Source organism: Paenibacillus sp. FSL H3-0321, from assembly GCF_038002865.1.
Classification (GTDB): Bacteria; Bacillota; Bacilli; order Paenibacillales; family Paenibacillaceae; genus Paenibacillus_AQ.
Map to the genome: position 1 here is coordinate 4,590,465 of NZ_JBBODH010000001.1, position 15,022 is coordinate 4,605,486.

The following is a 15,022-nucleotide window of genomic DNA, read 5'->3' on the forward strand; positions in this document are numbered from 1 at the left end:
GGTCGTGTCTAGCGATAAATGTTACAATCTATGAATTTAGTGTTATATAACATTACACATTTGAGAAAAGTTAATTGTCATCACCACAGTGATCTGTTAAAATCTCCTTAAGTATTTTACAAAATGAGTGGGGGATTGGAAAATGGGGATCAGAAAAAAGTGGGCAATGTCAGCTTTGGTAGCATTTTTGGTCTTGTCTATGGTGGGCTGTGGTTCCAACAATAATGCCAAAAGCGGAGATGCGGCAGGAGAGTCGATCAAATTCGCAAGTGACGCCAGCTACGCGCCAATGGAGTATATGGACACGGATACGATCAAGGGTTTTGACATTGATTTCATCAAGGCGGTTATGGAAGAAGCGGGTATCGATTATACAGTGACGAATACGGGATGGGACACGATGCTTTCCAGTGTGAAGCAGGGCACGGAATATCAGGCAGGTCTATCCTCGGTATCCATTACGGACGAACGCAAGGAAACCTATGACTACTCTATCCCCTACTTTGAATCCACTAATATGATTATGGTTAAAGAGGGCAGTGACATTAAGAATGCGCTGGACCTGAAAGATAAAACCGTAGCGGTACAAGGGGCTACAACGGCCGATGATCTGATGAGCGGGATTATGGGGGTCGACAACACCAAGCTGAGACGTTTTGAAAGCAATGCGGTAGCGCTGATGGAACTGAAAGGCGGCGGAGCCGACGCGGTGGTGGCTGATATCGCCATCGTGAATGAATACATTAAGAACAATCCGAAAGAAAAAGTAACGGGCATCCTCGATAAGGAGAACTTTGGTTCCGAATATTACGGCATTCTGTACCCTAAGGGCAGTGAGTGGAAAGCCAAACTGGATCCGGCAATCAAAACTGTTATAGAGAACGGGAAGTATGCCGAGATCTACAAAACCTGGTTCGGGGAAGAACCGGATACAGCCACTCTTCTTAGCGCGGAGTAAGCAAGCAGGGAGACGACAAAGCGTGCGTAATGATTGCTATTGCGCATGCTTCTTTTTTTGAAATTTAGAGCAGAAGAGAAGGGAAGAATTCTATGGACTTCAGATTCGACATCATCGTTCATTATTTGCCGGTCTTACTGAAGGGAACGTTATTCACAATTGGAGTATCTATTGTATCTATTCTTTGCGGCTCGATCCTGGGCTTGGGGATGGGCTTCGGCAAAATGGCTCCGAAATGGTATTTCCGCTGGCCGTTCCATTCCTATATTAACTTCTTTCGTGGCACACCGCTGTATGTACAGATCCTGATCGTGCATTTTGGGGTAATTCCACTTTTTTACGGCACGACCAACGTCCTGATGACCTCATTTGTCGCGCTTTCGCTGAATTCTGCCGCCTATTCCGCCGAGATTTTTCGTGCCGGTATCCAGTCGATCGATCCTGGGCAGCGGGAAGCCGCGTTGTCGCTTGGAATGAGCAAATGGCAGGCGATGCGTTTTATCATTCTGCCGCAGGCGATCAAACGGATGGTTCCGGCGTTCGGGAATGAATTTATTGTCCTGGTCAAGGATTCCTCCTTGCTTGCGCTTATTGCCGCCCCAGAGATTATGTACTGGAGCAATACGATGAAAGGCCAATACTTGCGGATATGGGAGCCTTATTTGACCGCTGCCTTTATCTATTTCATTCTTACCTATTCACTCAGCAAGCTGCTCAATTATATTGAACGGAAGGTGTAACCTTATATGAAGCCTATTATTTCGGTACGGCATTTACATAAATCATTCGGTGCCCATCAGGTGCTGAGCGATATTAACGTGGATATCCACGGCCGGGAGGTTGTGGTGGTAATCGGGCCATCGGGTTCGGGAAAATCGACCTTTTTACGCTGCCTTAATCTGCTGGAGGAGCCGCAAGAGGGTGATGTCATCATTGAAGGAACTTCCTTGATGGCCAAAAGTACAAGAATTAACGATATCCGTACAGAGGTTGGCATGGTGTTTCAGCAATTTAATCTGTTTCCGCACAAGAAGGTCATTGAGAACATTATGCTGGCCCCGATGCAGGTTCGTAAATGGCCTGCGGACAAAGCGCGGCAGAAGGCGCTGGAACTGCTGCAAAAGGTCGGCTTAAGCGAGAAGGTGGAAATGTATCCGGCATCCCTGTCGGGCGGGCAGGCCCAGCGGGTCGCAATTGCCCGGGCGCTGGCGATGGAGCCGAAGATTATGCTCTTCGATGAGCCGACATCGGCGCTGGACCCGGAAATGGTCGGTGAGGTGCTGGCGGTAATGAAGGATTTGGCCCGTGAAGGTATGACGATGGTTGTAGTCACGCATGAGATGGGTTTTGCGCGCGAAGTAGGCGATCGTGTACTTTTTATGGAACAGGGCGTGGTGGTTGAGGAGGGTATCCCGGAACAGTTGTTTGGCAATCCTTCACATGAAAGAACTAAGGAATTTTTGTCGAAAGTACTGTGAAATTGTGGCAAACTAGAATATTGTTTTTCTATCGGTTATATTAGAATAGTAAACTTACGGATCGACAAATACTAAGAATATCTGTCGAATAGAAGGAGAGGAGGCTCTGGGATATCTTTATTTATCATACTCTATAATGATAGAAGGAGAATACGATGAGCACATTTAAAAATTGGTTGAATACAACAAAGAGCGGGTTAACCGAACAAGTTAAGAAATTTAAAAATAAAGATTTCATGAACGCGGTAGTTGCAGGCTGCGCGCTGGTTGCGGCGGCTGATGGCAAGATTGAAGAAACCGAAAAGAACAAAATGGCGGGGTATATGAATCTCAGCAATGAACTCAAAGTGTTTGACATGAGAGATGTCATTGCCCAGTTCAATTTCTACGTAAGCAATTTTGAGTTTTCCCCGGAAATCGGCAAACAGGAAGCACTCAAAGCTATTGCTAAATTCAGCAGCAAGCCGGAAATTGGACGCGTAATTGTTGGTGTGTGTTCGGCTATCGGTGCAGCAGACGGTGATTTTGATGAGCATGAGAAAGCGGTTGTGCGGAATATCTGCAGTGTACTGGGACTAAGTCCAAGCGAATTCAGTCTCTAAGACAGGAACAAATATCCATTAACCGGATGAAACGGATTGGTTTTTTTCCCGTATGAGTGGTATAACATCCAAAATGCTAGACTTACAGGCTGTGATTCTTTTCGGAAACGGAGGTACGTAAAGTTGGCTGGAATTAATTTGGTAAAAGGACAGAAGATTGATTTAACTAAAGGAAATGCCGGGCTGGCTAACGTTATTGTAGGTTTGGGCTGGGACCCTGCCGAACCTGCCCGCGGGTTCTTCGGTGCGAAGAAACAGGCGAATGTGGACTGCGACGCTTCGGCGCTGCTGCTGAGCGAGAATGGTAAGCTGACCAGCAAGATGAATTTGGTATGCTTTCACAACAAGCAGAATCCGAACAATTCCGTTGTTCATTCCGGGGATAACCTGACGGGTGATGGTGACGGGGACGATGAACAAATCAATGTCAATCTGAAGGCGATCCCTTCCGATGTGCACAAGGTACTTGTAGTAGTTAACATTTATGATGCCGTGAACCGCAAGCAGGATTTCGGCATGATCAAATCGGCGTATATCCGCATTATCAATGCTGCCGGAAATGCCGAGCTGATCCGGTTTAATCTGACCGACAATTACACAGGCTTTACGGCGCTGATCTGCGGGGAGCTTTACCGGCACGGCGAAGAATGGAAATTTGCCGCAATCGGTGAAGGTGCCCATGCCGCACATATCAATCAATTGGCTGAACGATACATTTAAATCTAATTTCGGAAAGAAGGTTTAATAACTATGGCAATTAATTTATCCAAAGGGCAAAAGATCGATTTGACTAAAAGCAATCCGGGATTGTCCAAAATCAAAGTCGGCCTCGGCTGGGATACCAACAAATACGATGGCGGCAAGGATTTTGACCTCGACGTTTCCGTCTTTCTGACAAATGCTGCAGGTAAAGTTGGGAAAGAAAGCAACTTCATCTTCTTCAACAATAAGCAGAATGAGAATGCTTCTGTTGTTCATGCCGGCGATAACCGTACCGGTGAAGGTGATGGCGATGATGAAGTGATTGAAGTGGATCTGAAGAACATCCCTGCTGATGTGGAGAAGGTTGCTTTTACCATTACCATTTATGAAGCGGAGTCCAGAAGCCAGAACTTTGGACAAGTATCCCGTTCTTATGTGCGTATCGTCAACGAGGAGAACAATGAGGAGCTGATCCGCTTCGACCTTGGTGAAGATTTCTCCGTTGAAACGGGCGTGGTAGTTGGTGAACTGTACCGTCACGGCGCAGAGTGGAAATTTAATGCTATCGGCGCAGGCTACAAAGACGGTCTTGCCGGTCTGACACGCGATTACGGACTGCAATAAAATTTACTGCAGCCAACCTAGACATCTAGACCTTAGATGAAACCATTCACGAAAGAGGGTTGATGCCAGTGACGATCAGTCTTTCTAAAGGACAACGGATCGATCTTACCAAGACTAATCCGGGTCTGACGAAGGTAGTGGTGGGACTCGGCTGGGATACGAACAAATACAGTGGCGGCAAGGATTTTGACCTGGATGCTTCAGCGTTCCTGCTGCATGAAGACGGCAAGGCCAAAGGGGCGGACGACTTTGTATTCTACAATAATCCGACCGGCGGCGCAGGCTCCTTAACCTATACGGGGGATAACCGTACAGGAGAAGGCGACGGGGATGACGAGCAGATCATTGTTGATTTCAGCAAAGTTCCTGCACATATTCAGCGTATCGGGATCACGGTAACGATCTATGATTGTGATGCACGGGCACAGAACTTTGGACAGGTGTCCAATGCATTTGTTCGTGTCGTGGACGCTTCCAGCGATCGCGAAGTGCTGCGATATGATTTGGGTGAAGATTTCTCAACGGAGACAGCTGTTGTATTCTGTGAATTCTACCGGCATGGTGCCGATTGGAAATTCCAGGCAATTGGAAGCGGATTTGCCGGCGGCCTAAGTGCTCTATGCAGAAACTATGGACTGGACGCGCAATAACAGCTTCAAAGGCTTGAAAGGCGGGATCTCTTCGATCCTGCCCTTTTTATACTCTTATCCATTTACAAAGGTGGCTTAAGAATGAATATTGAAGTGGTTAAGGGCCAGAAGGCAGACCTGACCAAAGCAAATCCCGGGCTTCGCTCTATTATCGTGGAGATTGGCTGGCAGGCTCCATCCTCTATGGAAATTGATGCCTCTGCATTTTTGCTTGGAGAACAAGCCAAAGTGCGTAGCGATGAAGATCTGATCTTTTACAACAATCCATCTACGGCGTACATCAGATATAAGGATGTAGCCGGTACCAAATCAAGCGGTCTTAAACACTTTGAAATCGAGCTGGATACCATTCCTGCTCAGACGATGAGGATTGCATTTGCAATTACACTGTACGATGGCGAAAACCGCAATCAAATGTTCGGGCAGATGAGCGAGGCCCATTGCCGGATTCTGGATCGGGCGACGGGTATGGAGATTTTGCGCTGTAATCTTGAAAATCATTTCTCTGTGGAAACAGCTGTTGTAGTAGGAGAATTATATAGATATGGCGGTGAGTGGAAATTCAGTGCTATTGTGGCTGGATTTAACGGCGGACTTAAAGCCTTGTGCGCTAACTATGGAATTGAGGTCGAAGATGATCCGGTTCCTGAACTCCATGAACCGCAGAAAGGTCCTGCACCGGAAATGGTACGGCCATCCGTACCGCCTGTGCAAGAATCCCGGAGTATTCCGCCAGTTGTACCGCCTGCACCATCGAAGATTGAAGAGGCTTCTGCGCCGCCTCTGAATCTCAATCTCAAGAAGATTGAGCTGAAGAAAAAGGGCGATTCCATAAATTTGAAGAAATCAGCTGCCGGTCTTGGAGAAGTGCTCATCAATCTGAATTGGAATCAGAAGCAAGGCGGTGGGTTGTTCAGCCGTAAAGGGGGCGTGGATTTGGATCTCGCTTGCCTGTACGAGTTGAAGAATGGCCGCAAAGGAGTCGTTCAAGCGCTGGGAAATGCTTTTGGAAATCTTCAGCAGCCGCCTTATGTGGTGCTCGATGGCGATGACCGGACAGGCACCGTAACATCCGGCGAGAACTTGCGTATAAACGGAAGTAAGCTTGCGGAAATAGAACGAATTTTAATCTTTTCATTTATTTACAAGGGGGTTACGCACTGGTCTGAAGCCGATGGAGTTGTCACCATCACTCAGGCTGGGGGTCCGGAGATTATTGTGAATCTGGACGAGCATAACAACCGGAAGGGCATGTGCGCTATTGCATTGATCCGGAACGTAGGCGATACATTCAGCATTGAACGGCTTGTGCAATATTTCAGCGGCCATCAGGAGATGGATCAGGCCTATGGCTGGGGACTGCGCTGGGTAGCGGGTAGTAAATAATTTAATTTTTCCGGAGGCGCAAGCAAAATGGATTGGTTCAGTGATTTTTTTAGAAGTATCAGCGAGAATTATGGGCACTTTTTCTCTTGGAGCGACATTGTAGGAACGCTCTCTGACCCGGTCAGCTGGGGGATTATCGGGAGCTTGATTTTGCTCGAAGGGCTGCTATCGGCAGATAATGCGCTTGTGCTTGCGGTAATGGTTAAGCATTTGCCGAAAGAACAGCAGAAGAAGGCGTTGTTTTACGGGATATTGGGAGCTTACCTCTTTAGATTCCTGGCGATCGGATTAGGGACATTCCTGATTAAGTTTACGCTCGTCAAAGTCCTTGGGGCATTATATCTCTTTTATATCGCTTATAAAGGATTATTCAAGCGAAATGAATCCGGCGAAGGTGAAGAAGGGAAAGAACACAAAGGCACCTCTTTCTGGAAAACTGTACTGCTGGTTGAATTGATGGATATTGCGTTCAGTATTGACAGCGTGGTAGCTGCCTTCGGGTTGAGCGACAAAGTCTGGGTACTTTTCTTGGGCGGTATCCTCGGCGTGCTGATGATGCGGGGTGTGGCGCAGGTGTTCCTGAAGCTCATTGCCAAGTTCCCTGAACTGGAGCAGACGGCGTTCCTGTTAATTGCCCTGATTGCAGGCAAAATGCTTGCTGGAGCGTTCGGATTTGAAATGCCGCATTTCATTTTCTTCACCATTCTGATTGCGGTCTTTGTGGGGACCATTCTGTACAGTTCCGGAAAGAAAAAGAAAGAAATGAACAGAAACGCGTAATTTCAAGGTTTCATAGGATAAAGAGGACCCTCACAGGGAAGGTGAGACTCCCTTTTATCCCGGGTAATCGTATATGGAATAGCATGGCCTTTGCTTGTATTTGAGAGAGCCGGAAGCCGTCCCCGAGAGGACGGCATAGCCGGTTCTGCAGCTCTCTATAAGGAGAGGCTATTTGTTTTGCTCCGCTTTGCAAAACTATAAGGGGGAAGGCCTTTGAGATACTTCGATTACCTGACGCAAGAGCAAGAAACGTCATTATTCTACTCTCCGCCTGTTTCATTTAACCATACTACAAGCAAGGAACTGCTGGCTTACGCTGTTGGGGCCGCCCTCTATATGCCGGCTACCCGGTCCACTGTGGCTGAGGATATTCTGAAGCTCAGAGCTGCGGGGCTGGTGACGGTCATAATTGATCTGGAGGATGCGATAGGCGATGGAGAGGTTGATTACGCTGAAGAGTCAGTGGTAAGGCATCTTTCCTTTCTGTCGGCTTATGCCGAGAATGAGCCTGATCCCCGAAATAGTCTTCCCCTGCTATTTATCCGCGTCCGCAATCCAGAGCAGCTGCAGAAGCTGATTTTCCGGCTGGGATCGTTTATTACAATGCTCACTGGTTTTGTCTTCCCCAAGTTCTCAGTGGACAATGGTGTGGAGTACTTTGAGGCGATTGCCGATTATAACAGCTCACGCAGCTATCTTGCCCCTGTGCTGTATGGCATGCCGATTCTGGAAAGCGCCCCGATTATTTACCGGGAGACCCGGACGGACAGCTTGCTGGCCATCCGTAATTTGCTTGGCGACTACCGTGATTATGTGCTGAATGTCCGAATCGGAGCGACTGATTTCTCCAGTCTGTTCGGATTGCGCCGCAGTCCAGATATCAGCATTTATGATTTGATGCCGATCCGCGACTGTATATCGGACATTATTAATGTCTTTGGCCGGGTGGATGAGGGGTATGTCATTTCAGGACCGGTCTGGGAGTATTTTGCCGGCAAAAGACAGCAGGGGCTCCGCCCGCAGCTGCGTCAGACTGCCTTTGAGGATGCCTTCGGCAGGCAGGGCCGGGAGATGCAGCGCAATTATAATTCCAGCGCCATGGACGGCTTGATCCGTGAAGTGATTCTGGATAAAGAAAACGGGATTGTCGGTAAGACGATTATTCATCCTTCCCATCTAAGACCCGTGCAGGCCATGTATACAGTGATGCATGAGGAATATGTGGATGCACTAAGCATTGTAGAGAGCAACGATGGCAGCCGTGGAGTATTCAAGAGCGAATACTACAACAAAATGAATGAAATTAAGCCACATCTGAACTGGGCAAGACGTATTTTACTACGATCTCAAATATACGGGGTGTTACATGAACAACAGCATTTTACCTTACTTCTACCCGAGAACGAATATACACACGTTTAATATCGTCCAGAACCTGCAGGTTACGGTAACCGAAACATCCAACCCCTTTGATATGCCGGTTGAAGCTTTATTCTCCATGGCTGCACGGATCAATAAAAAGCGTTCCTTTCTCTTTGTCAGCAAGGTGCTCGGCAAGCATATTCCGGTAATGCCCTATACGCCACTGCTTAGCGGAGCTGCGCTAGGGCTGCTTTTGTACCGGGAAATGAACGGCGGGGCTAAGGCTGCCGCCAACGAGCCGATGGACAAGCTGCTGAATGCGGCGGTTCACGGCCTCATTCACCCCCTCCAGGCAGAGGAGGCCTATCATGAGCTGCTGGCCGCTCAGCTGGTGCTTCCGCAGCCGGTCGTTTTTGTAGGTTTTGCCGAGACTGCTACGGCGCTGGGTCATAGCATGTACAACATTTTTGCCGGAGGCGCGTCATATATTCATACCACCCGTGAAGACATTCCGGAGATGGCGTCAATTATCAGCTTTGAAGAAGAGCATTCCCATGCGGTTGATCATCTCTGTTATGCCCTGGACACCGCCCTGTTGTCTGGAGAAGAGCCGATTGTGCTCGTAGATGACGAAATTACGACCGGTAATACGGCGATCAACACGATCCGGGATATCCAGTCTAAGTTCCCTCGCAAGGAATACGTAGTAGCTTCCCTGCTGGATTGGAGAAGCGAAGGGCATATTCAGGCTTACCGTGATCTGGAGCAGGAGCTCGGGATTCAGATTAAGGCGTTGTCTCTGCTGCAGGGTTGTATTGATGTGAAGGGGACGCCTATGCTGGATGCTGAAGCCGGTAAAGGACAGGAGAAGCCAGCCCGTGAGGCGCCTGTTGTGACTACGTATATCCGGGACGGATTGGAGCGGCTGGCAGTAAGCTCTACCGACTCACGCGGGGAAATCAACACTTCGCCGTATCTGAAGCTTAGCGGCCGCTTCGGCCTTAGCTCGGAGGATAATGTCTGGATCGACAAGGGCGCAGCACAGGTGGCGGCGCAGCTTCGCAAACTGCGCGAGAGCCCCTCTGCCCTGGTGATGGGTGTCGGTGAATTTATGTATCTGCCTATGCGGATTGCGGCCGAACTGGGGGAAGGGGTTGCCTATCAGTCGTCTACCCGCAGCCCGATTCATCCGGATCGCCGGCCGGATTATGGCGTGCATAGCGCGGCTGCTTATCCATCGGCCACAGACACGGGGATTACGAATTATATCTACAATGTGGACCCCGGCCAATATGGTGATATTTTCGTGCTGCTGGAGCGGGATGTACCCCATAGACGGATTGAGCCGATGATGGATATTTTGAAGGGACTGGCCGGCAACAAGGTGCATCTGATTGTACTGGGCCCTGAACTGGAAGTGGAGGTGCCCGCTGATGAAGGGAACGGATAGCGGAGAAACGATCATGAGCAAAAGAATAGCCCCTCCGGTTCCGCTTGGCAGCTATCCTCCATCAGATGTTCGTTTTCTGCTTAAGGATCTCAGTAATGTTTCCCTGGAGCTGGGTACGGCGGAGCGGGAGAAAGCCATCCAGTCCGGGGTGAGCTATTCGGAGATGCTTCCTGTGGAATACCAGCCGACGGAGCCGTATATTGCATTGTTTCAGGAGACACTCCGGCACTCTGCGGTAAAGGTCGCGCAGGCGGTTGCGGTTGTCTCCGAGCTGATCGTATCCCGGCGGGGTACAGACCATACGGTGCTGGTCTCCTTGGCCAGAGCGGGAACGCCGATTGGCGTACTGATTAAACGCTATATTGCCGAACGGTACGGCGTGGATCTGCCGCACTACAGCATCTCGATTATCCGCGGCAAAGGCATGGATGAGAACGCAATTCTCTACATGCTGCAGCAGCATGGTGCGGATGCCAATCTGCAGTTTATTGACGGCTGGACGGGCAAAGGCGCAATCACCCAGGTGCTTATTGGATCCTGTGCCGATTTCTATAAGAAATACGGGATTGCGCTGAATGACGATCTTGCTGTACTTGCGGATCCGGGAAGCTGTTCGCAGACCTTCGGGACCAGGGAGGATTATCTGATCCCAAGCGCCTGCTTGAATTCGACGGTGTCGGGACTCATAAGCCGTACGGTGCTGCGGGAGGATCTGATCGGCCCGGAGGAGTTCCATGGTGCGAAATTCTATAGGGAATGGCTGGACAGTGACCTCTCCAATGTGTTTATCGAAGCGATCACCCCCCATTTCGCTTTCGTAACCGCAGATGCTGCGGCAATCGCTGCAGGCATGCTGAAAGCGCCGCCGGAGATTACCTGGCAGGGAATGCGTGATGTCCAGAGTATTCAGGAAACGTTCGGCATTGATAACATCAATCTGGTCAAGCCGGGCGTGGGAGAGACGACGCGTGTGCTGCTGCGCAGAGTACCCTGGAAAATTCTTGTCGATACTATGGATAACCCGAATCTGCGCCACATTCTGCTGTTGGCGGAGGAGCGGGGGGTTCCGGTAGAAGTGTATCCCGGGCTTACCTATTCCTGCTGCGGAATTATCCAGCCGCTGAAAGGAGGGGAAAGCGATTGATTTACGCCAGCGATTTAGACCGTACCCTGATCTATTCCCTGGGCGCGCTGCTTGTTCCGGAGGATTCACCGGGACTGGTACCGGCTGAAATTATTGACGGCAAAACGGTCTCCTATATTTCACACGCAGCACTGCAACGCTTGAAGGAGCTCACCGCAAGTATCATTTTTATGCCAGTGACTACGCGGACTATTGCGGAGTATAAGCGGATTAACCTGTTCCAGGAGACGATTATTCCGGATTATGCCGTCACCAGCAACGGTGGCAACATTCTGGTTCGCGGAGTGGTAGATCAGCAGTGGCGGGCATTGATCGGCAGGCTGGTGGAACGCAATTCAGCTGCCGCCGAAGAAGTGGGAAAGCTTGTACGATCAGTGGTTCGTCCGGAATGGATTATCAACGAACGTTATTGCGATGAGCTGTTCTATACATTTATGGTGTACCGCGATCTCCTGCCCCTGGATGAGATTAACCATCTGGCAGAACGTCTGCTTGGGCTGGGCTGGAAGGTTTCCCTGCAGGGCCGTAAGCTGTATGTAGTGCCGGAGGCTGTGAACAAAAGCGATGCGATTGTTCATGTGCGCCGCACGGTTCATTCGGAGCCGATGGTTGCTTCGGGGGATTCCCTGCTGGATAAATGTCTGCTGGAGAGCGCGGATTATGCCATTGCCCCGAGGCATGGGGAAATATTTGCCGAGCAGCAGGCCACTCTAGTAGAATTGAACTATCCCTTTACAGAGCTGTCGGGCGTCCATGCCGGGGAAGAAATTATGCAGTATGTTCAGAAGATTTATAACAATCTAACGACATTGGGAGTTGGGCCGCAATGAAAAAGGTAAATATTTATTTCAACCGCTGGTTCTCCGTGGCTTTTCATTATATGAATCTCATACGGAATAATGAGGACGGCATTCCTGTTCAAATCTTTGCTACCCACCCCGATATCCGGCATATGTCGCTGCAAGGCGCTGACGTTGCAGGAACTGAACCTGCTCTGGAAGGGATCGAATACGTGCAGTTCTGTGTTGATTTCTGCCGCCGCAATGAGATTGATATTTTCATCCCGCGTCTGCATATGATGGATATCGCCCGGCATGCTGCAATGTTCGATGCCATCGGCACGAAAGTGCTGGTCTGCCGCGATTTGGACCTGCTGGAGATGATTCTGGATAAAGGCAAGTTCTATAGCAAAGTTAAGGATAGCGGAATAATGGAAATTCCCGATTATCATGTCGTTGATACAGCGGAACAATTCAAGGCGGCTTACGAGGATCTTGTGGCCAAAGGGCATGAGGTCTGCTTCAAGCCTACCGAAACAGAAGGCGGACTTGGCTTTCGGATCATTAATAACAGTCGCAGCCCTATAGAGGAGCTCTTCGGTTATGTGACGCAGCATATTTCGTTTGATGAGGCTTACCGCGTCCTTTCCGGAGTAGATTCGTTTCCTGCCCTGATGGTTATGGAGCTTCTGGAAGGGTATGAGTACAGTATCGACTGTCTGGCGGACGAGAACGGCAGGCTGCTTGCCGCCGTGCCGCGCCGTAAGGACAACGGGCGGCTGCGGGTCATGGAGCATATTCCCGAACTGGAGAATATTGCGAAGCGTGTCGCCGAAACCTATCAGATCCCTTATAATTACAATATACAAATGAAATACGGCGGCGGAGTTCCCAAGCTGTTGGAGATTAACCCCCGGATGTCCGGCGGGCTGCATGTTTCTTGTCTGACTGGTATCAACTTCCCTTATCTGGCGGTTAAAAGCGCGCTTGGCGGCGAGGTTCAGCCTGCCGAGTTCGCCGGTGATATATTGGCCAGCCATATAGAGCAGCCTATGATCATGAGAATACACGATGAATCCGCTATTACGGATCCCGTGAATTGAGTGTGATTTCACACGCTCACAAGAGGTGAGGACAATTTATTCGAAATCAAAAGTATTGTTGTATGCAGGAGCCGGCTATGTTGTGGCTCTGCTGACGAGCGCTTTCCTGCCAGAGCTGCTCTCTCTGCTGTTCCCGGTTGCCGGAGCTGCTATCGGGCTGCTTGGAGGCAAGCGCTCACGAACTAACCTGCCGGCGGAGGTACTTCCGGCCGGGCAGGAGCCGGCAGCGATCGCCCCGGCTTCTGCTGCGGGCAATCCTGAAGTGATCCGGGCAACATCTGCAGGACCGGAAACGGGAGGACACCCCCCTTTGTCCGGCAGAGGACAGGCTGAGGTCAGGATCGGAGCGGAATTCGCTCCGGTGGTGGAGTATCTCAGCATTTTGGAGGATATGATTATTTCGGAGGGTCAGAAGGATACGCTCGACAATGAAATTGTCGAGAAATCATTGGCACTGATCGCCAGGCTCCTGCGGATCATTCCGCTGCTTCAGGAGCTGGGCAACGGTGAGATCAACCACACGGTTCGCAGATTGGTGCTGAAGGACTTGAACGGGGTCATCAATCCTTTCCTGCGGCTGGGCGGTGAGGCCAAAACGAAAAATCGGAGAATGCTGCTGAACGGTCTGCGGGATGTCGATTCCAAAATTACGGAGATCGCCTCTACGATCGAGCATAAAGACCTGATGGAACTTCAGACCAAGGCGGAACTGATTCATCAGCGGTACAGCAGTTCCGAATTATAGGAGGGAAACCCATGTCCACGCAGTTGATAGAGCTCAAAAAAGAAGATGAGCAGAAGGTAGTTGCAGAAGCTTCCCAATTAATTGAGAAGGTAGCCAAGACCGATACCGTTGCACTGGATTCCTTAATGGATGACATCGGCAAGCTTGGGGTGAAGACGCAGGAAAAAGCGGGACAAACCCTGAAACTGCTGGATCGGCCGGTCAATGATCTGATGTCCGGCAAACGCGTCGAAGTGCCGAATATGATTATGAAGCTGCGCAATGAATGCGAGAATCTGCAGCAGAGCAAAAATGTCAGCTTTTTTGGCAAAATGCTGCGCAAGAGTCCGCTCAAGAATTATGTCTACAAATATCAGTCCGTACGTACCAATATCGATGCCATCGTGACCGGCCTGCGGGACGGACGTGATACGCTTGAAGAAAGTATTGTCAACATGCGGCAGCTGAAACGCACCTCCATGGACGAAATCTACAACCTGCAGACCAAGATTGCCTTTGGCAACAAGCTGAAGGAGCTGTTCGAGGTGGAAATCGCCAAACCGGAGAATGAATTCCGCAAGGCTTATCTGGAGCGGGGTCTGCGCAAGGTCATGGTGCGGATCCAGTCCATGACCGAGATGATTCTGCTCTATAATCAGGCCATTGCCGCTACGGACATCATCAATGACAACAATGATAAGCTGATTGATTCGGTTAACAATGCGATTGACAAGACGTCAAATCTGATCACCGTATCCGCGATGATTGCAATGTCCCTGGCCGATCAGGAAAATGTCATTTCCGCCGTGGAAGCGACGAACAAGACGATTGAGGACCAGTTCAAGGAGAATGCGCGTCTGCTGCGCACCACGACCGAGAAGACGACAGAGCTGCTGTCCAAGCCTTCCATGTCGCTGGAGGCAGTGAATCAGGCCATCGGCGATCTGCTCAGTGCCTTGGATACCTCCGAGCAATCCAACCGCCGGATTATCGAAAGCTGCCAGGATTATACGTCCAAAATGACGACAATCAACACGCAGCTGAACAACCGTCTCGGGCTGAACGAAGCCTCGCAGCCGCAAGCGCTGAAGCAAGCAGGCAGCGACAGCGAGCTGAGTAGCTTCTTGAACTGACGCCTTATCCGAGTATAGATAAACAGCTATTTTGTTCTAGCCTGCTGGATGGTTCAGCGGGCTTTTTTGTGCGCATAGCGGTTCATCCTCGGATATTAGCAGCTTAAGGAGCATTCATAATAGAGCACTCCCCTACATAAGTTGTCA

The 15,022-nt window shown here is 49.9% G+C and carries 16 protein-coding genes; all 16 read left to right on the forward strand.

Going from position 1 to position 15,022, the window contains the following annotated elements; genetic code table 11:
* The first annotated feature begins 142 nt into the window (after positions 1-142).
* On the forward strand, positions 143-958 hold the full coding sequence (locus MHI45_RS20450; protein WP_340895299.1) for a transporter substrate-binding domain-containing protein: 816 nt from the start codon (positions 143-145) through the stop codon (positions 956-958).
* A gap of 92 nt (positions 959-1,050) precedes the next feature.
* On the forward strand, positions 1,051-1,698 hold the full coding sequence (locus MHI45_RS20455) for an amino acid ABC transporter permease (protein WP_038585035.1): 648 nt from the start codon (positions 1,051-1,053) through the stop codon (positions 1,696-1,698).
* Positions 1,699-1,713: 15 nt separating this feature from the next.
* Entirely contained in the window at positions 1,714-2,436 is a 723-nt protein-coding gene (locus tag MHI45_RS20460) for an amino acid ABC transporter ATP-binding protein (protein WP_341119831.1), read from the forward strand.
* Between the two features lie 155 nt (positions 2,437-2,591).
* Entirely contained in the window at positions 2,592-3,038 is a 447-nt protein-coding gene (locus MHI45_RS20465) for a tellurite resistance TerB family protein (protein ID WP_076111584.1), read from the forward strand.
* A 123-nt stretch (positions 3,039-3,161) separates the two neighbouring features.
* A complete protein-coding gene (locus tag MHI45_RS20470; protein WP_038585041.1) occupies positions 3,162-3,758 on the forward strand; it encodes a TerD family protein in 597 nt (198 codons plus the stop codon).
* Positions 3,759-3,788: 30 nt separating this feature from the next.
* Positions 3,789-4,364, forward strand: a complete 576-nt coding sequence (locus MHI45_RS20475; protein WP_038585044.1) for a TerD family protein — start codon at positions 3,789-3,791, stop codon at positions 4,362-4,364.
* Positions 4,365-4,432: 68 nt separating this feature from the next.
* Complete coding sequence (locus tag MHI45_RS20480) at positions 4,433-5,014, forward strand: TerD family protein (protein WP_038585047.1); 582 nt, start codon at positions 4,433-4,435, stop codon at positions 5,012-5,014.
* Between the two features lie 81 nt (positions 5,015-5,095).
* The gene (locus MHI45_RS20485; RefSeq protein ID WP_340895293.1) at positions 5,096-6,400 is read left to right on the forward strand and encodes a TerD family protein; all 1,305 of its coding nucleotides are present in this window, start codon (positions 5,096-5,098) and stop codon (positions 6,398-6,400) included.
* A 27-nt stretch (positions 6,401-6,427) separates the two neighbouring features.
* A complete protein-coding gene (locus MHI45_RS20490; protein WP_038585053.1) occupies positions 6,428-7,180 on the forward strand; it encodes a TerC family protein in 753 nt (250 codons plus the stop codon).
* Between the two features lie 213 nt (positions 7,181-7,393).
* Positions 7,394-8,602: an HpcH/HpaI aldolase/citrate lyase family protein gene (locus MHI45_RS20495; RefSeq protein ID WP_340895291.1), complete on the forward strand. Its 1,209-nt coding sequence runs from the start codon at positions 7,394-7,396 to the stop codon at positions 8,600-8,602.
* A 76-nt stretch (positions 8,603-8,678) separates the two neighbouring features.
* Positions 8,679-9,992, forward strand: coding sequence for a phosphoribosyltransferase family protein (locus tag MHI45_RS20500; protein ID WP_340899644.1), 1,314 nt, complete (start codon positions 8,679-8,681; stop codon positions 9,990-9,992).
* Complete coding sequence (locus MHI45_RS20505; RefSeq protein WP_341119344.1) at positions 9,976-11,136, forward strand: cysteine protease StiP family protein; 1,161 nt, start codon at positions 9,976-9,978, stop codon at positions 11,134-11,136. Before MHI45_RS20500 ends, MHI45_RS20505 begins: the two co-directional genes overlap by 17 nt.
* Positions 11,133-11,966 carry an HAD family hydrolase gene (locus tag MHI45_RS20510; protein ID WP_038585059.1) on the forward strand — a complete coding sequence of 278 codons (834 nt, stop codon included), beginning with the start codon at positions 11,133-11,135 and terminating at the stop codon, positions 11,964-11,966. Before MHI45_RS20505 ends, MHI45_RS20510 begins: the two co-directional genes overlap by 4 nt.
* Positions 11,963-13,018 (forward strand): ATP-grasp domain-containing protein, encoded by a 1,056-nt coding sequence (locus MHI45_RS20515; RefSeq protein WP_341119345.1) that lies wholly within the window; start codon positions 11,963-11,965, stop codon positions 13,016-13,018. The genes MHI45_RS20510 and MHI45_RS20515 overlap by 4 nt, the downstream gene beginning before the upstream one ends.
* Before the next feature lie 82 nt (positions 13,019-13,100).
* Complete coding sequence (locus tag MHI45_RS20520; RefSeq protein ID WP_341119346.1) at positions 13,101-13,763, forward strand: hypothetical protein; 663 nt, start codon at positions 13,101-13,103, stop codon at positions 13,761-13,763.
* Between the two features lie 11 nt (positions 13,764-13,774).
* A complete protein-coding gene (locus tag MHI45_RS20525; protein WP_038585067.1) occupies positions 13,775-14,875 on the forward strand; it encodes a toxic anion resistance protein in 1,101 nt (366 codons plus the stop codon).
* Positions 14,876-15,022: the final 147 nt, after the last annotated feature.